Source organism: Pseudoalteromonas sp. N1230-9, assembly GCF_032716425.1.
Taxonomy (GTDB): Bacteria; Pseudomonadota; Gammaproteobacteria; order Enterobacterales; family Alteromonadaceae; genus Pseudoalteromonas.
This window is the reverse complement of record NZ_CP090419.1, coordinates 3465750-3487036: the sequence shown is the minus strand read 5'-3', so window position 1 is coordinate 3487036 and position 21287 is coordinate 3465750. Positions and strand designations below refer to the sequence as shown.

Annotated in this window: 21 protein-coding genes; 12 read left to right on the top strand and 9 right to left on the bottom strand. The window is 42.1% G+C overall.

Translation table 11 applies throughout. From position 1 onward, the window contains the following. Positions 1-15 precede the first annotated feature (15 nt). Together LY624_RS16380 and LY624_RS16375 are read right to left on the bottom strand one after the other, a co-directional pair. The gene (locus LY624_RS16380) at positions 16-228 is read right to left on the bottom strand and encodes a SlyX family protein (RefSeq protein WP_062568376.1); all 213 of its coding nucleotides are present in this window, start codon (positions 226-228) and stop codon (positions 16-18) included. After that, positions 215-1213, bottom strand: a complete 999-nt coding sequence (locus tag LY624_RS16375; protein ID WP_062568375.1) for a WD40 repeat domain-containing protein — start codon at positions 1211-1213, stop codon at positions 215-217. The genes LY624_RS16380 and LY624_RS16375 overlap by 14 nt, the downstream gene beginning before the upstream one ends. A 203-nt stretch (positions 1214-1416) precedes the next feature. Between LY624_RS16375 and fkpA the strand changes: the two genes are divergently transcribed. Then, the gene (gene fkpA / locus LY624_RS16370) at positions 1417-2172 is read left to right on the top strand and encodes an FKBP-type peptidyl-prolyl cis-trans isomerase (RefSeq protein WP_062568374.1); all 756 of its coding nucleotides are present in this window, start codon (positions 1417-1419) and stop codon (positions 2170-2172) included. Positions 2173-2226: 54 nt separating this feature from the next. Here fkpA and LY624_RS16365 read toward each other — a convergent pair whose 3' ends face one another. Both LY624_RS16365 and LY624_RS16360 read right to left on the bottom strand, forming a co-directional pair. Then, the gene (locus LY624_RS16365) at positions 2227-3273 is read right to left on the bottom strand and encodes a S66 peptidase family protein (RefSeq protein ID WP_341803493.1); all 1047 of its coding nucleotides are present in this window, start codon (positions 3271-3273) and stop codon (positions 2227-2229) included. Between the two features lie 146 nt (positions 3274-3419). Beyond that, the gene (locus LY624_RS16360) at positions 3420-3890 is read right to left on the bottom strand and encodes an Rsd/AlgQ family anti-sigma factor (RefSeq protein WP_062568372.1); all 471 of its coding nucleotides are present in this window, start codon (positions 3888-3890) and stop codon (positions 3420-3422) included. Positions 3891-4498: 608 nt separating this feature from the next. Here LY624_RS16360 and hemE point away from each other — a divergent pair. Next, positions 4499-5563, top strand: coding sequence for a uroporphyrinogen decarboxylase (hemE, locus tag LY624_RS16355; RefSeq protein ID WP_054562901.1), 1065 nt, complete (start codon positions 4499-4501; stop codon positions 5561-5563). A gap of 50 nt (positions 5564-5613) precedes the next feature. Here the strand turns inward: hemE and sthA are convergent, their stop codons facing one another. Then, positions 5614-7044 (bottom strand): Si-specific NAD(P)(+) transhydrogenase, encoded by a 1431-nt coding sequence (gene sthA, locus LY624_RS16350; RefSeq protein WP_237120363.1) that lies wholly within the window; start codon positions 7042-7044, stop codon positions 5614-5616. Positions 7045-7057: 13 nt separating this feature from the next. Continuing rightward, complete coding sequence (locus LY624_RS16345) at positions 7058-8191, bottom strand: acyl-CoA desaturase (RefSeq protein ID WP_062568369.1); 1134 nt, start codon at positions 8189-8191, stop codon at positions 7058-7060. Positions 8192-8307: 116 nt separating this feature from the next. Here LY624_RS16345 and fabR point away from each other — a divergent pair, with 116 nt between their 5' ends. The 7 genes from fabR to LY624_RS16310 all read left to right on the top strand — a co-directional run bounded on the left by fabR (position 8308) and on the right by LY624_RS16310 (position 15760). Beyond that, positions 8308-8934: an HTH-type transcriptional repressor FabR gene (gene fabR, locus LY624_RS16340; RefSeq protein ID WP_062568368.1), complete on the top strand. Its 627-nt coding sequence runs from the start codon at positions 8308-8310 to the stop codon at positions 8932-8934. 362 nt (positions 8935-9296) lie between these two features. Continuing rightward, a complete protein-coding gene (gene leuA / locus LY624_RS16335; protein ID WP_130149199.1) occupies positions 9297-10844 on the top strand; it encodes a 2-isopropylmalate synthase in 1548 nt (515 codons plus the stop codon). After that, a complete protein-coding gene (gene leuB, locus LY624_RS16330) occupies positions 10841-11917 on the top strand; it encodes a 3-isopropylmalate dehydrogenase (protein ID WP_063702500.1) in 1077 nt (358 codons plus the stop codon). The genes leuA and leuB overlap by 4 nt, the downstream gene beginning before the upstream one ends. 59 nt (positions 11918-11976) lie before the next feature. Next, positions 11977-13377, top strand: coding sequence for a 3-isopropylmalate dehydratase large subunit (leuC, locus tag LY624_RS16325; RefSeq protein WP_341803492.1), 1401 nt, complete (start codon positions 11977-11979; stop codon positions 13375-13377). After that, a complete protein-coding gene (leuD, locus tag LY624_RS16320; RefSeq protein WP_130149196.1) occupies positions 13377-13976 on the top strand; it encodes a 3-isopropylmalate dehydratase small subunit in 600 nt (199 codons plus the stop codon). The genes leuC and leuD overlap by 1 nt, the downstream gene beginning before the upstream one ends. 111 nt (positions 13977-14087) lie before the next feature. Next, positions 14088-15074, top strand: coding sequence for a hypothetical protein (locus LY624_RS16315; RefSeq protein WP_341803491.1), 987 nt, complete (start codon positions 14088-14090; stop codon positions 15072-15074). Positions 15075-15166: 92 nt separating this feature from the next. Beyond that, positions 15167-15760, top strand: a complete 594-nt coding sequence (locus LY624_RS16310; RefSeq protein WP_341803490.1) for a hypothetical protein — start codon at positions 15167-15169, stop codon at positions 15758-15760. A gap of 2 nt (positions 15761-15762) precedes the next feature. On the opposite strand, the gene LY624_RS16305 is transcribed toward LY624_RS16310, so the two are convergent. Beyond that, entirely contained in the window at positions 15763-16128 is a 366-nt protein-coding gene (locus tag LY624_RS16305; RefSeq protein WP_341803489.1) for a hypothetical protein, read from the bottom strand. A 136-nt stretch (positions 16129-16264) separates the two neighbouring features. Between LY624_RS16305 and LY624_RS16300 the strand changes: the two genes are divergently transcribed. Further along, positions 16265-16711: a tellurite resistance TerB family protein gene (locus LY624_RS16300; RefSeq protein ID WP_130149208.1), complete on the top strand. Its 447-nt coding sequence runs from the start codon at positions 16265-16267 to the stop codon at positions 16709-16711. 17 nt (positions 16712-16728) lie between these two features. Here LY624_RS16300 and LY624_RS16295 read toward each other — a convergent pair whose 3' ends face one another. Continuing rightward, a complete protein-coding gene (locus LY624_RS16295) occupies positions 16729-17298 on the bottom strand; it encodes an NADPH-dependent FMN reductase (RefSeq protein ID WP_341803488.1) in 570 nt (189 codons plus the stop codon). A 114-nt stretch (positions 17299-17412) separates the two neighbouring features. Here LY624_RS16295 and LY624_RS16290 point away from each other — a divergent pair, with 114 nt between their 5' ends. Continuing rightward, positions 17413-18306, top strand: coding sequence for a LysR family transcriptional regulator (locus tag LY624_RS16290; RefSeq protein ID WP_341803487.1), 894 nt, complete (start codon positions 17413-17415; stop codon positions 18304-18306). Here LY624_RS16290 and norR read toward each other — a convergent pair whose 3' ends face one another. Continuing rightward, positions 18307-19869 carry a nitric oxide reductase transcriptional regulator NorR gene (gene norR, locus LY624_RS16285; protein ID WP_341803486.1) on the bottom strand — a complete coding sequence of 521 codons (1563 nt, stop codon included), beginning with the start codon at positions 19867-19869 and terminating at the stop codon, positions 18307-18309. A gap of 156 nt (positions 19870-20025) precedes the next feature. Here norR and LY624_RS16280 point away from each other — a divergent pair, with 156 nt between their 5' ends. Continuing rightward, on the top strand, positions 20026-21258 hold the full coding sequence (locus LY624_RS16280) for an NnrS family protein (RefSeq protein WP_341803485.1): 1233 nt from the start codon (positions 20026-20028) through the stop codon (positions 21256-21258). Positions 21259-21287 lie beyond the last annotated feature (29 nt).

Below are 21287 nucleotides of genomic sequence, written 5' to 3'. Positions count from 1 at the left end.
GCCATTATTGTATGCTTAGTAATGTGGCGGAGGCGGCTCTTGTAACTGTGACATAAGAGAAGGCTGTTGCGCCTCTTTAATTTTTTCTGCGAGCAACTCGGTTTGGCGCTTCATTTTTGCCAATTGCTGTTGGTGCGCTTTAAGCTCATCATTCAATATTTCAATTGTTTCATCTTGAAACGCGACTTTCGCTTCAAGTTCCATGAGACGATCTTCAATTGTATTCATTCGATTCTCTTAAATTAAAACTTTCAGCGAATCCGCTGGAGCTTTCGGTTAATAACGCTTGGTTGTTATCAGTAAACGCAACATCTAACACCACGGCTGATTTCGGGCGACTTCCTTCCCGAGGGAGTACTTGCCACGTTTGTAATTTTTTACCTGAGTCCAGTTGCCATAAATCCACGAGTCGATTCGGTGAACCGGTTGCAATTAAAGTGCCTTGATCATTAAAACGCACAGCGGTAAAAATTTTCTGACGCGCAATATACGCCAGTTTGCTAACAAGATCACCTGTAGTCAGTTGCCATACATTTGCTTGCTTCATACTATCTGCTGTAAATGCATATCGACCCTGTGGATCAAGCGCAACCTGAGTGACACGAGTTGGGTGATTAAAGCGGTGGATTACTTGCCCTGTGCGAGTATCCCAAAAGTAAGCTACGTAATCATTTGAGCCACTAATTGCATAGTGGCCATTGGGAGATAGATCAACAACGTTGACTTTTTCTTGATGACCGAGGAACTCTATACGCCTTCCGGTTTCTAAGTCGAGGTAAACGACTACACCGTCGGCGCGGCCATATAAAACGCTACGCCCTTGGTTACTTATGGCGATATCTCTAATAGTTGAGGCATGTATCTTATAGTAGCCCGTGTTTTCACCAGTGCTAATGTCCCACACTGCAAATGTGGACTTTTCAGCGGTGACTGCATGGCTATTGTCGTAAGAGATTGCCACTGTATGAACAAGACTATCTTGAGCTTGTTGTTGAAACCATTGGTATTTTAATACCTGCTGTTGATTATCCCACAGCGCGACCCCATGGTGTATTGATGAGATCAAGCTGTATTTGCCATCATGCGAAAGAGCAGATGCAAACGCACCTTTAGCCGCATGTTCATATCGTTCAGCGGATTGCTCATGTTGCTCAGTGCACGCAACAACTAAGCCAAAGCTTAGTAGATATAAAAAAGTACGAAATATCGACATATTACAGGTATTTCCCCTTAACTCTTAGTGATTGAGAGGTTAGACTAGGGCTCGTTAAAAGCCAAGGTTGTTAGTCTAATCACTAGATTATGCGTTTGCATGAAGTTTAGTTATTAGACAAGCAGCCTACCATAATAGGTCGTTAACCTTTAACTAGTAATAATACAATAATTGACAACTGCAAAGTGTGTCGGAGATATAAAATGAGAAAGACGATTAAATTGTCATTGATTGCAGCGTCAGTTTTAGCGCTAACAGCTTGTAATCAAGAAGCAAAAAAAGAACAGCAAGCTGAAGTTAAACTAGAGACTGAAGCACAACAACAAGCCTACGGTATCGGTGCATCTGTTGGTAACTTCTTAAACCAAGATTTAGCTGATAAAAAAGAGCTAGGTATTGAGTTAGACGAAGCGCTATTAAAGCGTGGCTTTGAAGATGCCCTTGCTGGTAACGCTAAACTAGACGATGAAAAAATTCGTGAAGTGTTAACTGCGCTTGATCAAAGCATGCGTACTAAGCAAGAAGAAAAAGCAAAAGTAGAAGCTGAAAAAAGCAAAGCCGAAGGTGAAAAATTCTTAGCTGAAAACGCGAAGAAAGAAGGTGTTACTGTTACTGAGTCTGGCTTACAGTACGAAGTGATCACCGAAGGTGAAGGCGAAAAGCCAGTAGCAACTGACGTTGTAAAAGTACATTACAAAGGTACTTTACTTGATGGCACTGAGTTCGATAGCTCATACTCACGTAACGAACCAACAACTTTCCCACTTAATCGTGTGATCCCAGGTTGGACTGAAGGTTTACAATTAATGCCAGTTGGCTCTAAGTACAAGTTCACAATCCCATCTGAACTTGCATACGGTGAGCGTGATCTTGGTAAGATTCCTGCTAATTCAACATTGGTTTTTGAAGTAGAATTACTTGAAATCCAAGACGAAGAAAAAGCAGCTGCTGCAGAGTAATTTATTACTCAGAAGAAAAGGGCCTCATGGCCCTTTTTTTGTACTTTTACTCATCTAGCTAAATGCAGCTTCCCTCATTTTAAGCGTACCCTTGTTAGCATCAAGTTCAATTAACGCACCCACAGGTAAAATAAATTGGCGTTTAATATGGCCTATCATTGCACCGCGATAAGCGGGAATGCCTAATGGTTTAATATAGTCTGCAAAAATATCATCAAGTGTTAACGAGCCATAACCACGACCAGGCTTGCACTCATTACAATCACCAAATACAAAACCCGCAATCTTATCAAGTGCACCCATGAGCTTTAATGTGCTCATCATACGGTCAATTCGATACGGTGCTTCATCAATATCTTCTAAAAACAAAATGGCCCCGTTAAAGTCGGGAAGGTAATTAGAACCCGCCAAAGCGGTGAGTACTGTCAAGTTTCCACCGATTAAGCGACCCGTCGCCTTACCTGCTGTGATAGTTTGAGTCAGGTACTTGGTATTTACCAGCTCATCGTCTGCTTTGGGTAAATTTTGATAATGCATGTGCTTTCGTGCTTCGAACAGGCTTTTAAATTGCTCTACATGAAATGGATTCCACTCACTAGATGCGTTTGGACCATGAAAACTAATCATGCCAGTTTTGGCAAGCAGTGCGTTATGTAAAGCGGTGATATCTGAGTAGCCCATGAGCGGCTTAGGGTTGTTGCGGATCATGGTGTAGTCGAGCAAAGGTAAAATACGGGCTGCGCCTGAACCACCACGCAAACAAAAAATAGCACCGACATCCGTATCGCTAAACAAGTTATTTAGATCGTTGGCTCGCATAGCATCTGTTCCAGCTAAATGCCCTCGTCTTGCTAGAATATTAGGTGCCAGCCTTGCTTTATAACCCAGTGCTTCAATCACCCCTTTTGCTAGTATGATATCAGCATGCTCGGCGGTTGCCGCAGAAGGACTACAGACACCGATAGTGCCTCCCTTTGTGAGTGCTTTTGGCTTAATTAAAGTGTGGCCACTGCTATTCTGTGCGCCAATTAGGGGAGCTGATGTTAGGCTTGCACCTGCTGCAAGAATTGAAAGTGACTTTAAAAATGACCGTTTATGCATGGCGAACCTCATGTTTTTATAGTATGAGTATCGCATCTAAATATTTATTTCAAATATTTTTATCTGAATGGAATAATTGATTCTTTAAAGAAAGGCAAAAAGAGGCATTCAGCAGAGAATTTACTCTCTGCTGCTATGAAGTTGCACTAGCTAGTATGATTTGAATATAAGTTATCGATTAACTCATCTTCTAATTCAAAGCGTAGCTCAAGTGCTTCGCCTAGGGCAGATAAGTCTTTATCAAACTCATCCAGTAAATCATCTTTATCTACTTCAGCATATTTATCGTTAAAGTCGAGAGCAATGTCAGTTGTTTCTGAAATACGTGGGTAAAGTGCACTGGCAAGCTTTTGGCTTTCTGGGCCTTTCTCTTCACATGCTTTTGCAATGTCATCGTAAATTTCAAAATGACCAGCAGATAAGTAGTCCATTAAAATTTGACAAAAATTTTGGATTTGTAGTTGATCTGGAAGGGCATGATCTTTCTTTTCATACGGTGAAAAGCCCGCTATACGGCAGAACAGCACAAGTAGCTCTTGGCGCTCTGTGAGCCACTTATCGATAACAGAGTGGCTTCCACCCCATTTTTGTTGAGCTTTTTCCAAACGCGTCAGCATATTTCATCTCCTCGCTGAGTTGGTTTCCTTTCTATATAAAAAGGAAATATGACACAAAGATCAACTAATTCTTCGTGTTTAGTTACAACAAACTGTTAAAAGCCAACCTAGAAACATAAGACAGCATGTTGCTATATGAAATGCGTGCCGTAATAGGTTAGGTTAATTTTTACTTTAACAGCAGTGTATGGGAAATAATTAAAAACTACTAGTGTTAATTTTTAACGTTGAAAATACTGAGGTGATTGTATAAATCAATGATTCAGAAAAGAAAAAACCACCAAAATTGGTGGTTTAATTCTTTTTCTAGACTTGTTAAAACAAGCTTTCTTATTGTTATGGGAAGATTTTTGTTCTTATTGTTATAAGATTTTTATTATTGTTTTTGTTAACGCGGGATAAGTTATACCAAGCTTTTTTCTTTGTTGCAAATTTATTAATGGAAAGTTTTAAAAATATTTTGTTTTCGTATAAAACCTGCTCTATTTGTTGGGCAGAGCCTAAAAATCGTGATCTATATCTAGGCTTGGTTATCTATCCATAGTGGGGCGCGTAATATGGTGATACAATCACCAGCAAAATTTCATTCAGTTCTAGGATCTATACGCATGAGCGAATTAAAAAACGACCGTTATTTACGTGCACTACAAAAACAACCTGTTGATGTCACTCCGGTATGGATGATGCGCCAAGCTGGCCGTTATTTACCTGAGTACCGTGCTACACGTGCCCAAGCAGGCGACTTTATGAGTTTATGTAAAAACGCTGAACTTGCTTGTGAAGTAACGTTACAGCCTTTACGTCGTTATCCGCTTGATGCTGCAATTCTATTTAGTGATATTTTAACTATTCCAGATGCAATGGGTTTAGGTCTGTATTTTGAAACGGGTGAAGGTCCTAAATTTGAGCGCCCGATTTCTTCATTAGCTGATGTTAAAAAAATCCCAAATATCGATCCAACTGATGAGCTTGGTTATGTGATGAATGCGGTAAGTACGATTCGTCGCGAATTAAAAGGTGAAGTACCGCTAATAGGTTTCTCTGGTTCACCTTGGACACTTGCCACTTACATGGTTGAAGGCGGAAGCAGCAAAACATTCGGTAAAATCAAAAAAATGGCGTTTGCTGAGCCACAAACACTGCACCTATTACTTGATAAATTAGCTGACTCAGTCATTGACTATTTAAACGCGCAAGTTAAAGCGGGTGCGCAATCGTTAATGGTATTTGACTCATGGGGTGGAGTATTAAGCCCACGTGATTACAATGAGTTTTCATTACAATACATGCATAAGATTGTTGATGGCTTAATTCGCGAGCATGATGGTCGCAAAGTACCTGTAACACTGTTTACTAAAAATGGCGGTCAGTGGATTGAAGCAATCGCGGCGACGGGCTGTGATGCTGTAGGTCTAGATTGGACAATTAATATTGGTGATGCAAAGCGTCGTGTTGGCGATAAAGTAGCACTACAAGGGAACATGGACCCCGCCATGCTACATGGTACGCCTGAGCGTATTCGCCAAGAAGTAGCGACTATTCTTGAAGACTTTGGTACAGGCTCTGGCCATGTATTTAACCTAGGTCATGGTATTACACCTGATGTTGACCCAGAAAACGCAGGTGTATTTATCAACGCGGTTCATGAATTCAGTGGTAAATACCACAAATAAGCAAAAGCTAATGACGAAAAAGCCCGCGTTATTAAGCGGGCTTTTTTTATTTACTTAAACAAACGATTTAAACCATTTAATGCAGCTACGCGATAGGCTTCAGCCATAGTTGGGTAGTTAAACGTGGTATTCACAAAGTAATCAATGTTATTGCCGCCGTTCTTTTGCTCCATAATCGCTTGGCCGATGTGAACAATTTCAGAGGCACGCTCGCCAAAGCAATGCACACCGAGCACTTCTTTGGTATCAACATGGAATAAAATCTTTAAACTACCTACCTCAGTGCCTGCTATTTGTGCCCGCGCTAAATGTTTAAATTGGGCACGACCCACTTCGTATGGAATTTTAGCTGCGGTGAGCTCTTGCTCGGTTTTACCCACTGAGCTCATTTCAGGAATAGTATAAATCCCTGCCGGTATATCAATAATCAATTTTTCTTCGCAGTTACCACAGGCAATAGCATCAGCGGCGATTCGCCCTTGATCAAATGCCGCACTAGCAAGGCTTGGATAGCCAATAACATCACCAACAGCATAAATGTTATCGACTTCTGTTTGGTAAGTTTCATTCACTTTAAGCTGGCCACGACCATCTGCTTTTAGGCCAACAGCATCAAGGTTTAATGTATCGGTGTTACCCGTACGACCATTAGCAAACAAAATACAGTCTGCTTTAACTCGCTTGCCTGATTTTAAGTGCATCACAACACAATCATCGCGAGTTTCTACTCTATCAAATTCTTCGTTATGACGAATAACAATACCGCTGTTCCAAAAGTGATAGCTTAGTGCATCTGAAATTTCTGCATCCATAAAGGCAAGTAGGCGGTCGCGGGTATTTACTAGATCAACTTTTGCGCCTAAGCCTTTAAAAATAGAAGCGTATTCACAGCCAATCACACCTGCACCATAAATCAGTACGCGATGTGGGTCATGTTCAAGGCCTAAAATCGTGTCACTGTCGTAAATACGTGCATGATTAAAGTCAACGCCAGGTGGACGATATGGGCGAGAGCCTGTAGCAATGACAATTGTTTGCGCGGTGAGTGTTTCGTGCGAACCATCAAGGTGTGTAATTTTAATTGTGTGCTTGTCAACAAACTCAGCATCACCCTGATACATATGAATGCGGTTACGGTCATAAAAGCTACTACGTAAACTTGACTGCTTAGATATGACATTACTAGCGTGACGCAAAATATCAGGGAAAGTTAAGCGGTTCGGACGTTCGCTAATATTAAATAGCGGGTTTGCTTTATATTCAATGTAACGGCTTACAGAATGACGTAATGCTTTTGACGGAATAGTGCCCCAGTGCACACAGCCGCCGCCTACTGCTTCTTGGCGCTCAATGACAGCGACTTTCTTATTACTTTTAGATAGGTTCATGGCGGTACCTTCACCGCCAGGACCTGTCCCTATGATGATCGCATCATATTGATAAGATGGAGTATCTTTTTGCTTTACTTGTTGTTTGGCCACAGCCGCTCCTATATTAACTAAAAGAGGCTTTTAATAACCTCGCATTTAGTGCAAGCCAAGCCTGCTTTTGGTTTTCCCAAGCGGCTTCAAGCTCATGATATTGTGTCATTAATGCTGATTTTTCGCATTGTTTCATCATGTTATTCTTTTTGATTTCTAACACGCGTTTTTGCAGGGCACAGAAGTGTTGCAGTTTTTTCAGCAGTAAATCGTACTCAGATTGTAATAATGTAAGCTTATCTTGCGCTAAAGGCAATTTTGCAAGGCGGCCTTGGGTTTTATTCATCAAGGTTTCTGCTTTGGCTTTTTCAATGCGCTCGACTGGTGTACGTTTTAATTTTGATGCAAGACCGACAGATGCGAGCGTGCGGATCATCCATTTGGTTGGATCATAGTGATACCATTTAATACCATTACGATAGTCACTGGCAAAAATATGGTGGAAATTATGATAGCCCTCACCATAAGTGAATAACGCTAAAAAACCATTATCGCGTGCGGTATTTTTTTCGGTGTATGGACGAGACCCCCATATATGGGCAACTGAATTTATAAAAAAGGTAAAATGCTGGCTTAATACTAAACGTAACAACCCTGCAAGTAGTAACATCCCCCACACATCACCGACCATTAACCCAAGTAAAAGAGGAATACCAATATTGGTCGCTAATACTAATTTCATGTAGTGGCGGTGTTGCCACATAACGACTTTATTTTTCTGTAAGTCACGGCAATTACTATAATTTCCGTATTCCTCTCCTTGATAGTCTCGCAGCATCCAACCTATATGGCTGTACCAAAAGCCATTTGTTGCGGCATAAGGGTCTTTGATTGGATCATCAACTTGACCATGATGAATACGGTGGTCGCTACTCCAGTGAAGCGCACTATTTTGCAGCGCAAATGCACCACCAAGGGCGAATATAAATTCAATCACAGGGTGTGCATCATAGGCTTTGTGTGCCCATAAGCGGTGGTAACCTGCGGTGATAGATAATCCTGCGTAAAACATGCAAGCAACAAAAGCTATCCATTGCACAGTGGTGTATCCGTAACTAAATCCATACCAAGGAACAAGTGTAATTGCGGCCAAAAATGTCAGGCTAAAAAATAACACATTGGTCCAAATAATCGGTGGTTTCTTCATCATAATAAATCTCGGCGTACAGTTGTACGCTAAAATAGTGTTTCAAACTCTTCGCGTCAAGTATTAGACTGTCTCATTAACTTAAAAATCATTAAAAGTTCACCTTGGGAGTTTTCATGTCGGGTGTTAGAGCGCAACAGAAACAAAAAACACGACAAGCACTAATCGAAGCTGCATTTAATCAATTGAGTGCCGATCATAGCTTTTCTAATTTAAGTTTACGTGAAGTTGCTCGTGAAGCAGGGATTGCGCCAACCTCTTTTTATCGCCATTTTAAAGATATGAATGAACTTGGCTTGACCATGGTTGATGAAGCGGGGTTAACGCTTCGCCAGTTAATGCGCCAAGCACGTCGGCGTATTGAAAGTGGTGGCAGTGTCATTACTACATCGATTGTCACTTTCATGGAATTTATTGATAACTCAAGTAATCAATTCAGGTTGTTATTGCGTGAACGCTCAGGTACTTCAAAAGCGTTTCGTGCCGCGGTTGCTCGCGAGATAAAACATTTCATCTTGGAGCTTGCACATTACCTTGAAAGTGAAACGCCATGCGATGCCACCCATGCCTATATACAAGCGGAAGCGATGGTCACTTTAGTATTTAACGCAGGGGCAGAGGCGCTTGATATTGAAGGGCAGCAACGTGAAGAGTTGGTAGAACGTGTTATTTGGCAATTACGTTATATAGCGCGTGGTGCATTATTGTATGTTAGGGATAACGGTGGAAATGAAAAAAGTTAATCTAAGCAGGCCGTAAGCGTTAAGTACTTTTTCTAACGACAACTAACCATTAAATTGTTATTTTTATCCTTTTTTTGTTTGTTTTGTGAATTTTTATTTCTATATTTGCGTCTTTATATTGTTCTTAGTGAAAAAAATATGCTTGCAAGAGTGTGTGCTGGGTGTTAAAAATACAGCTCACTGAACACACATTTAGAAAATTAAGATGCAAATGACACGTTTAATTACATTAACACTGAACCTCTTACTGCTTAAGCAAGTAGGTGGGGCTTAGTGTATTTGCATTTGTAAATATTATAAAACCCCGCAAACGCGGGGTTTTTTTTATCTCGCTAATGGGTCATTGGGAACGAGGACAATTTATGAAAGATAAAGTTTGGATTTTTGATACAACGTTACGCGATGGTGAGCAAGCATTAAAAGCAAGCCTAACCGAAGATGACAAAATTCAGCTTGCGCATACCATTAGCCGTTTAAATGTGGATGTAATGGAAGTCGGTTTTCCGGTATCTAGCCCCGCAGACTTTCGCTCAGTACAGCGTATTGCAACTGAGGTGAAAGGGCCGATTATTTGTGGTTTAGCACGTGCTGTAGCAAAAGATATTGAAGCCTGTGGTGAGGCACTTCGCCCTGCTGAGCAAGGCCGTATTCACACCTTTATCGCAACTAGTCCATTACACCTTGAACACAAATTACGAATGAGCTTAGACGATGCAACAGCGATGGCTGTTAAGTCGATTAAGCTTGCGCGTAACTACACGGATGACGTTGAGTTTTCGTGTGAAGATGCAGGTCGTACACCGCATTGGGATTTATGCCGCATCGTTGAAAGTGCTATTGATGCGGGTGCATCAACAATTAACTTACCTGACACCGTAGGTTATGTAACGCCAGACGAATACGCTGCGATGATCCATCACTTAATGAACAATGTGCCAAACATCGACAAGGCGCGTTTAAGTGTGCATTGCCACAACGATTTAGGTTTAGCGGTTGCTAACTCAATCGCAGCGGTACAAGCCGGTGCTCGCCAAATAGAATGTACCATTAATGGTATTGGTGAGCGTGCAGGTAACTGTTCGCTTGAAGAAGTGTCGATGATCATGAAAATGCGTGAAGATCACTTAAAAGTGCATACCGATATTCGCAGTGAAGAAATTTACCGTGCTTCGCGTCAAGTCGCGAAGATTTGTAATATGCCAGTACAACCAAACAAAGCAATTGTTGGTGAAAATGCCTTTGCACACAGCTCAGGGATCCACCAAGACGGCGTATTAAAAGCGCAAAACACTTACGAGATTATGTCGCCAGAAAGTGTCGGTGTACCCAATAACCAATTAAACATGACTTCGCGTTCAGGTCGTCATGTTATTGAGCATCGTTTAGAAGAGCTAGGCTATCAAAAATCTGATTACGATATGGATAGCTTATACACCAGCTTCTTGGCATTAGCAGACCAAAAAGGCACTGTGTATGACTACGACTTAGAAGCGATGATTTACTTTAATCAAATCAAAGATAAAGACGAGAAGTACCAGCTTGAGTTTGTTAACTCTACGTCTAATTCGCAATCAGTGGCGAGCTCAACAATCGGCATGACAATTGATGGCGAGTCTAAGCAAGAGGCAGCAACAGGTAATGGCCCTGTAGAAGCATCGTTCTTAGCAATTGAGCGCTTAACGGGTATGTCGGTTGAAATGATTGAATATAACCTAGAAGCAACAGGCCAAGGTGCCAGCTCGCTTGGTCAAGTGAATATTATCGCTAAATACGATGGTCGCCCTTATCACGGCGCGGGCATTGCAGCGGATGTGGTTGAAGCGTCGGTACGCGCCATGATCCGCGTGTATAACTTAATTTATCGTGCACAAAAAGTGTCTGATTTAAAACAACAGAGGAAAGCAGGATGAGTCAATCGAATTACAGTATCGCAGTATTAGCAGGCGACGGGATTGGTCCAGAAGTTATGGCAGCAGCAGAAACCGTCTTGGATGCTGTAAGCGAAAAATTTGGTTTTACTTTGACTCGTCATCACCACGCGATTGGTGGCGCTGCCATTGATGAGTTTGGTCAGGCCTTGCCGCAAAGCACATTAAGTGCCTGTGAAAATGCCGATGCGATTTTATTTGGCTCTGTTGGTGGTCCTAAGTGGGAAAACTTACCACCGAATGAGCAACCAGAGCGAGCGTCTTTGTTGCCACTGCGTAAGCATTTTGGTTTGTTCTGTAATTTACGCCCAGCACAATTATTACCTGCACTAAGTGCTGCGTCACCGCTGCGTGCAGATATCAGCGCACAAGGCTTTGATATCTTATGTGTGCGTGAGCTAACAGGCGGTATTTATTTCGGTGAAAAAGGTCGTAGTGGCGAAGGTGAGCAAGAAGTTGCTTTCGATACACAAACATATTCACGTAAAGAAATTGAGCGTATCGCTCGTTTTGCCTTTGAAGCCGCTAAGCTGCGTAGTAATCATGTTACCTCGGTTGATAAAGCGAATGTGTTAGCGTCAAGTGTACTTTGGCGAGAGGTAGTCACTGAAGTCAGTAAAGACTACCCAGAAGTTAGCCTTGATTACATTTATGTTGATAACGCGGCGATGCAGTTAGTAAAACAGCCAAGTCAGTTTGATGTATTACTTTGCGATAATTTATTTGGTGACATTTTGTCTGATGAGTGCGCGATGATCACAGGTTCTATGGGCTTATTACCATCAGCGAGCTTAAATCAGTCTGGATTTGGTTTGTATGAACCTGCTGGTGGCTCAGCACCAGATATCGCTGGCAAAGGGGTTGCAAACCCGATCGCACAAATTTTAAGTGCTGCGCTTATGCTGCGTTATTCACTAGGGCAAGATGAAGCGGCGCGTACTATTGAAAAAGCGGTAGCAGAAGCGGTTGAAGCCGGTGTTGGTACGCCAGATATCTACCCAAATGCAGGGTACACCACTAGTGATGTTGCTGCGGCAATTGTGGCACGTATTTAATTAAAAAGTTGTTTGCGCTGAGCTCGTCACTCAGCGTAACTAAAATGAGGGAATAGCAAGTGGCCCAAACCTTATACGATAAAATCTGGCAAGCTCATGTAGTCGCCAACATTAACGATCAAACCGATTTACTTTATATCGACCGTCATCTAGTTCATGAAGTTACCTCACCGCAAGCCTTTGCTGGTTTACGTGAGAAAAACCGTAAAGTACGTTGCCCAGAAAAAACCTTTGCGACCATGGATCATAACGTTTCAACGAAAAGTCGTTCATTAGATGCTGCCAGTGAAGTGTCGAAAAACCAACTAATGGCACTGGATGCAAACTGCAAAGAGTTTGGTATTCAACTTTATGATTTAAATTCGATTAACCAAGGTATTGTGCATGTAATGGGGCCTGAGCAGGGCATTACCTTACCGGGCACAACCATAGTATGTGGCGACAGCCATACCTCTACCCATGGTGCATTTGGCGCACTAGCGCACGGTATTGGTACGTCAGAAGTTGAGCATGTTTTAGCCACTCAAACACTACAGCAGAAAAAAGCCAAGTCGTTAAAAATTCAAATTAATGGTCGCCTGCGCCCAACTGTTACTGCCAAAGATTTAATCATGGCTGTGATCGGTAAATTAGGCACTGCGGGTGGTACTGGCTATGTTGCTGAATTTTGTGGTGAAGGAATTGAAGCGCTGTCTATGGAAGCGCGCATGACACTTTGTAATATGAGTATTGAAATGGGCGCAAAAGCGGGTTTAATCGCACCAGATCAAACAACTTATGATTATTTAAAAGGTCGCCCATTTGCACCACAAGGTGCTGACTTTGATAGTGCCGTTGCCTACTGGAAAACACTAAAAACTGATGAAGGCGCAGAGTTTGATCATGTTGTTGAATTGGAGGCTGCTGATATTCAACCGCAAATTACTTGGGGTACCAGCCCTGAGCAAGTGATTGGCGTCGATGAATTCATTCCAGACCCTGAGCAAGAACCAGATTTAATCAAAGCTGATGCGATTCGTAGCGCACTAAAATATATGGGCTTAAAAGCCGGTGATAAATTGTCTTCAGCAACTGTTGATACCGTGTTTATTGGCTCATGTACCAATAGCCGAATTGAAGACTTACGTGCTGCCGCGCAAATTGTTGAAGGTAAGCAGGTTGCCGCGGGTGTTGAAGCACTGATTGTTCCAGGTTCTGGCCTTGTTAAAAAACAAGCCGAAGACGAAGGCCTTGCTGATATATTCAAAGCAGCTGGCTTTGAATGGCGTGAGCCAGGTTGTTCAATGTGCTTAGCAATGAATGACGACAGATTAGAAGCCGGTAAACGCTGTGCGTCGACATCAAATCGTAACTTTGAAGGACGCCAAGGTCGCGGTGGACGCACTCACTTAGTGAGCCCAGCAATGGCTGCGGCAGCGGCAATTCATGGTCGTTTTGTTGATATCAGAGGAGAAGCCTAATGAGTGTATTTTTTAGTGGCTTAATGGCCCCGTTAGATAAAAACAATGTTGATACTGACCAAATAATTCCAAAGCAATTTTTAACGTCGACCAGCCGTGATGGTTTTGATGCGGCGCTTTTTTACGATTGGCGTTATTTAGATAACGGTGAGCCAAACCCTGAGTTTATTTTGAATCGTCCTTGTTACCAAGGTGCGCAAATTCTGTTAACTCGCGACAACTTTGGTTGTGGTTCATCGCGTGAGCACGCGCCATGGGCATTAAAGCAATATGGTTTTGAAGTTATCTTAGCACAAAGCTTTGCCGATATTTTCTTTAATAACTGCGGTAATAACCAAATGCTTGCTATCGCATTACCAGCAGAAACGCTTGAGCAATTATTTGTGTTGAGTGAACAGCATGACGATATTCATATCGAAGTTGATTTAGAAAACCAACAACTTCGTAGCGATAAGTTTGACACTATTGACTTTGATATTCGTCATGACATTAAAGAGCGTTTATTAAGCGGCTTGGACTTTATCGGTGTGACTGAAACACTTAACAGCCAAATTGATGCCTTTGAAACTAAGCTTAAAGCTGAGCGCCCTTGGCAATAAAAGGTTTTATTACATGTGGAACCTAAACGCGGCGAAAGTCGCGTTTTTATTTGTTTCTAAAAAAGAAAGTTGTTAATTTGGTTGGCAAAATAACGAAAACAATAAATAACTATGTGGCCTCTTTCTCCTAAATCTATCGGCATCGTGATGGGTGTTCTTTACGGCATCAGCATACGCATTTTTCTTGAAGTTAGCGAAACGTTTAATTTCGGTAGCCTTGTTACTATTTCGTTTATGTTTTTAGTGCCTGTTGCTATCGGGTTTATACGGGTACATTTTGAATACAATCAGGTGCCTGTGATGACATACGGAAGAATGGCAGTGATCGCTTGGCAGCCTATTTTTATCTTCTTATTTGTGAGTGTTATTACTCTTTTAGAGGGCAGCATCTGCGTTGCAATGGCACTCCCTGCGTTTATGTTTTTTGCTAGTATTGGCGGTATGTTAGCAGGGCTATGTCATCGCCTTTGGGCAAAGAAAAGCAACAAAGCAGTGATGTCGGTAGCTTTGTTGCCGTTGATCCTTTCTCCTTTAGAACTCAACTTTTTACACTTATCGAAAACTTACGAAGTTAAAAATACGATTGTTATCAATGCGCCTGTTGATGTTGTGTGGCAACAATTAGCTAATGTTAGCCAAATCCACGAGAGCGAGTATCCGAGCTCATTTTCGCAATTAATTGGTATTCCTAGACCAATTCGAGCTGATATGAGTGGTGATGGGGTAGGTACAATAAGAACCAGTCAGTGGCAAAAAAATGTTGTATTCAAAGAAGTGATAACTGAGTGGAAGCCGAATGAGAAAATGCTTTATAAGTTTGATATAGACCCAGACTTAATTCCTGATAAGGCGCTCGATCAGCATGTGAAATTGGGCGGTGAATATTTTTCGCCGTTACATGGCGGTTATGAATTAGTTGTAAGTGGCAAGAATCAAACGCTGTTAAGCCTAAAAACGACTGTACTTGATAACACTAATTTTGGCATTTATTCGCGAGTGTGGGGAGAGGTGATCTTTCAGGATTTTCACAAATCACTTCTGAAGTTCATGAAATCGCGCGCCGAACATGACATACAACTAGCTACAAACCCGTCTTGATTATTTTTAGACAAGCAGTTTATCGTGATTGTTTTCTTTATTAGCTTTAAATCGCTAGGCTAGGGTTAAATTTTTTATTTTAGGAACACACCATGAAATACTTAGTGGCATCGATGCTCGTAGCAGCGTCATCAGTAGCGGCTGCGCGTCCAGCGCCGTTAGTATCTATTCCAAGCCATGATGGCTTTTTTAATAATATTGCTGCCTATTGTGGTAAAGCTTACGAAGGTAAAGTTAGCGTTGATAACGCGACAGGCCCCAGTTCATTTGCGGGTAAAAAGTTAGTGATGCATGTGCGTCGTTGTAATGAACGTGAATTGCAAGTGCCATTTCATGTAGGTGACGATGCGTCTCGTACTTGGATCATCACAAAAACAGGCAGTGGACTGAGTTTAAAGCACGATCATCGCCATAAAGATGGTAGCGATGACGACTCAACCATGTATGGGGGCCATACCCTTGATGCTGGTTTTGCTAATGCGCAGTCGTTCCCAGCTGATCAATATTCAAAAGAGTTGTTTGTGAACCAAGGTATTCCACAATCAATGGGTAATACGTGGCAAATGTATATTTATCCAAAGCAATTTACGTATCGCTTAGTGCGTGAAGGACGTGAGTTTCGCGTTGATTTTGACTTAACTAAACCTATTACGCCGCCAAGCGCGCCGTGGGGATATGAAGACTAGTACTATTTAGCTTCGTCTTCACACTGTAGAACAACCGTTAAAGGTGGCTGATAGGCACGTGGTTTAGTGGGAAAGCGTTCATACTCCTGTACGCCATCAGTCACTCTAAGCATAAACGGTTTATCTCTACACAAGCGACTTGCATGGCGTAGTAAGAATACGCTTTGATTGCGAAAGTGCTTATAGTCATCAGACTGAATTTCGAGGTGGTAGCGGCCATCGGCTAATTTAGTTTGGTAGTAGTGGACTTCTTCATCAAAGTCGAAAAGTTTTTCTGTTTTGGTTTCTTCGGCGTATGCAGCGGGAAAACCAGCGGTGAGTAAAAGGGCGCTGATTGATAATGCGAATATCGAACGGGGTTTGTTCATAAACACCTAACTCCATGTGATTGATGCAATAATTCTAGCGCGTGTTGTTGAACCATGAATTAGCTTCGACAGTCAAACTAGGGTAACGTTAGTTTATATCTTATACCTAGTCTAACACTCAAAAGGTAAAAATGTGATGCTCAATAAAATAAAACAGCTATTTTCAGCGATGGACGATACTCAATCAAATATTAGTGAGCATGACCTAAAAACAGCGGTTGCCGCTTTATTAATCGAGGTTATGCGCGCCGACAGTGAGCTACAAGATGATGAGCAACAAACACTGAATGACACCTTAAAGAAGTATTTTTCTTTAACAGATGATGAAGTTCAGGAGCTCGTTGATAGTGCTGCTAAAAATTTAGATGAAGCGATTGATTATTTTCAGTTTTCGAAGCAAATAAATGCGCAGTGTAGTGCCGAGCAGCGTATTGATATTATCGAGCTGTTATGGCGCTTAGCCTATGCTGATGGCGAATTAGATAAACATGAAGAGGTTGTGATTCGCCGTGTTGCTAGCCTCTTGTATGTGACTCATGAAGATTTTATCGCTGCAAAACTGGCAGCGACAAAACTCAACTAAGGGCTATTAAATCAGGCTTACTTATTTAATTTACTTGCCACACTAACAAGTTGTCGGGCTAGGCTGGCAACTTGTTCGGCTGTATCGGCATCATTAATGCGGCCTTGTTCATCTAATTTAGTGTGGATGGCAGGTACGGCTAACTGATCCGCAAGTACTAAGCTGCCAATACCTGATAAAATATCACGCACGTGGTTTAGACCGCGTAAGCCACCTAAACCACCTGGCGAAGAAGCATACAAAGCGGTTACTTTATTACGAAATGCCGGTACTGCACCTTGCTCAGTGCGAGATGCCCAATCGATAGCGTTTTTAAGTGGTGCTGTAATTGAGCCATTATATTCTGGGCTTGCTAATAAAATACCATCAGCAGCACGAAGCTTATCTTTTAACAACTGTGCGCCAGTAGGCGTACCTTGTGCTTCTATATCTTCATCGAATAGTGGTAAATCTAAATCGCTTAGTTTGAGTACTTCCACTTCAGCACCACTTTCGAGGGCGAAGCGCGCTGCTTCATTAATTAGTTTTTGGTTAAAACTGTCTTTACGTAGGCTGCCTGCGAGGGCAATAATTTTTGGTGCTGTCATGAGGGATTCCTTTTTAAGCTTCACTGTTGATATACTCACTGTAGCAAAAAACAGCTTGCAGAAAAGCCAAATAAACGCAAAACTTATGTGCGTATACGCACACAAGGAGCCGTTATGGCGATTCAATTTGATGATTGGCAAGATGTAAAAGTCGCTTATGAGGTGGCAAGGCTCGGCACGTTAACCGCTGCTGCCGAATCGTTAGGTGTTCACCACAGCACAGTACTAAGAAGAATCAACAATTTAGAAGATAACCTTGATGCACGGTTATTTCACCGCCATGCCCGTGGTTATACAGTGACAGAAATTGGCGCTAAGTTGTTTGCCACTGCTAAATCGATTAATGCAGAACTTGAAAAACTTCACAACGATATTATTGCCGCTGATAGCCAACTGCGAGGCAGTTTATTATTAACTACGGTGAGTGGTTTTATTGATGTGCTCAGTGAAGTTTGTGAGCAGTTCCAAAGTTTACACCCACAAGTGCAGCTTGAGGTTATTCTTGACCAAAATCGTCTACGACTCGACCATGGCCAAGCGCATATTGCTGTCAGAGCGGGCCCGCGCCCTGATGAAGGTGATTATATTGCCCAGCACTTAGCGGAGCTATCATCTGGATTTTATGCCTCAAAAAGCTATATTGAAAAATATGGTATGCCAAAGAGTATTCAGCAGCTAGAGCAGCATAGTTTTGTTTCTGGGGTGGCTGGCTACAACGGTAAAGTGCCTTATTTTGCTTGGGTCGATGAGCACATAGCACCAGCACAAATTAAACTAAGAGTATCAGAAACATCAGAAGCAACCCGGGCGATTGTTAGGGGGCTTGGTATTGGTGGTTTGCAGCACGAAGTGGCAGAGCAGTACTCTGATTTAGTGCCAGTGCTTCATAAAGAACTAAACTGGCCAACAGATCTTTGGCTGGTGACACATCATTTGGTGCACCGTACTGCCAAAGTGCAAGCTTTTAGTCAGCTACTAAAAGCGTACTTTAAAAAGACAACAGGCTAGCTAGAGTGACTTCTTAACACTGATACCTAAGCGTTTCGCGAGTCGCACTAGATTGGCTCTATCCACTTTAAGGGTGCGTGCTGTGGCTGCCCAATTTAGATTATGCCGCTCAAGTTGCTGCATAATTAGTTGGTAGTTGAATGCCTCAGTAGCCTCTTTTAGCGACAGCTCTGGTAGCGCATTCTTGTGTTCTATTGCTGTATGGCTCTCCTTATTTGATAGCTGCTCGATATTGCAGTGAGCAGGCTCTATAGTAATAATATCCTGCTGCCACTGTTGTTGCTTTGCTTTTAATGCTGCGCGACTAATAACGTGTTCAAGTTCTCTGACGTTGCCAGGCCAATCGTATTGACGCAATAATACTTGGGTGTCTACACTTAGCTTTAGTTGTTTTATCGCAAGCTTACGTGCAGTTTGCTCCACGAAAAAACCAGCAAGTAAAATAACATCGTTATCACGAGCCCTCAGCGCTGGCACATTCAGCGGGTAAACACTCAGCCTATGAAATAGGTCTGCTCGAAAACGTCCCTCTGCAACTTCTTGTTTTAAATCACGGTTTGTTGCAGCAATCACTCTTACATCGACATAATGAGTATGATCTTCACCCACAGTTTGTATTTCACCACTTTGCAATACGCGTAGTAGTTTACTTTGCATCGCAAGGGGTAACTCGCCAATCTCATCTAAAAATAGCGTACCGCCATCGGCGAGTTGAAACTTTCCTTGACGAGCTGTATGTGCACCCGTAAAAGCCCCTTTACTGTGGCCGAAAAATTCGCTCTCAGCCAAGTTCTCTGGTAATGAAGCACAGTTGAGATGGATAAGAGGCTGTTCGCGGCGTTTTGAATTTAAGTGAATATTGCGGGCAACAAGCTCTTTACCGACGCCTGTGTCGCCTTGTATCAATACGCTGAATTCTGAGGCAGCCACCAGCTGGATATCATTTTTAAGGGTCAGCATTGTTTGGCTATTACCAATAATTTCGACACCTTCTCGCGTCAGCGCTTCAAGATTAAGCTGTTGTGCAACTTGATGGCTGTGCTGTGCATGTTGCATAAAATGCTGCAAGGTTAGGGCATGCTCAACATAACCTGCTGCTAGCTGTTTTAGTTGATTGAGCTCGTTCATTGCTAAAGCGTCAAAGGCATGTTCATCTAAACTATCAAAGGTTAAAACACCGAGGAGTTCGCTGTTGTCTTTACTGCTCTGCAGCGGCACACCCATGCAGGCATGAACAGGAAAGTCGCCATGCTGGCTTTGTAATAAACCATCGTAGGGGTCGGGTAGGCCACAATCTTTGGCAAATTTTAGCGGCTCACTGCCACGGCATATTTCAAATAAGCGAGGATGCTCCGCTATTTTAAAGCGTCTTCCTAACGTATCGTCCGACAATCCATGTAGGGCTACAGGTTTTAACACATCACCTTGTTTCAATAATAAGGCAACTGCATCACATTCAAGCCAATCATTAATGCAATTCAATAAATAGTTGAAATTGTAATCAACACTGCTTGCTTTGGTAAGGGCAAGAGCAACATCAAGAAGGGATTTTTTGATCGCCATGTCAATTTGACCTGAATGTGTTTTATTGATGTTTTTAATGGTGTGTCATTTTGACTTTTTTATCAAGCGGTTAAATATAATTGACTGATATTTAATGGCTTTTATTTTTGGCTTGAACTGTGCAATAGCTGGGGAAATTAAACGCTGAGAGTGGTAATGAAAGTCATTAATTTAACAGAGCCAATGCCAAAAAAAGTAAAGGCTCATCAAGTCAGTCAATGGCCTATTTGGGCATTGGCGTTTAGGCCTTACTTTTTGGTTGCTGGTGTATTAGCCGTGGGTTCTATGAGTTATTGGTTACTCATGCTAAGCGGTTATGCCAACTGGCATTTAACTGTACCAGCTACGCTTTGGCATGCCCATGAAATGCTATTTGGTTTTTCAGGTGTTGTTGCTATGGGGTTTTTACTGACAGCAGCGCAAACCTGGACTGGTGTTCCTAGTGTCAGTGGCAGCAAGCTTTGTCTAATGACAGGTGTGTGGTTATTAGCACGTTTGAGTTTCTTTTTACCTGCCATAATAACAGCGAATTTTAATTTATATGTGGTGGGAGTGTTTCAGCTTATATGGTGGTTAGCCGGCATTATTACCCTTAGTAATATGTTGCTCAAAGCAAGTAGTAAGCAGAATTACGTGTTTATCACTATTGCCTCCATGCTATGTGCTCTTAATATTATTTTTTTGGCATTGGTGATTGCTGAAAATATGCTCTTTGCGCTCAGTGTTGCGGATACCGCGGTGATTGTGATGACTTTATTGGTTGGTATTGTTGCAGGCCGTGTTGTGCCATTTTTCACCGCGCGAGGGTTGAATCTTACCGAGCAAGTTCGCCTACCAAGGTTTGATAAACTGGTTGTTGTAAGTTCTTTATTTGCTATTGCTTGGTTCTTCTTTAGTCAATTATTCTTTAATCAAATGAGCGTAGGTTGGGTTTTTGCTTGGCTTGCTTGTTTGCATTTTTATCGCAGTGTCGCTTGGTGGCAAAAGGGGATACTAAAAGTACCTCTGTTATGGTCACTACACCTTTCATATTGGGCTTTGAGCATAGGTTTACTCCTAATTGCACTGAGCAACTATAGTTCGTTCATTTTATTTAAAGATGCGCTGCATTTTATCACCGTAGGTACGATTGGCTTAATGATCTTAGCTATGATGGTTCGTGTGTCTCATGGTCATACCGGCCGCCCCCTAAAAGTGCCATTTATCATTACCTTAGCATTTGTGTGTATTGCCGTTGCTGCGATTATACGCGCTCTCCTTGTATCTTTGATAGGTCACCACTTGGCATGGCAACTGAGTGCAATGCTGTGGATAGCTGGCTTTTTATTGTTCTTATTTCATTGCGTGCCCATTTTAGTTAAACGTCGTGTAGATGGCCGCGTGGGTTAATTACTCCCTTTATAAATAGAGGAAACTAT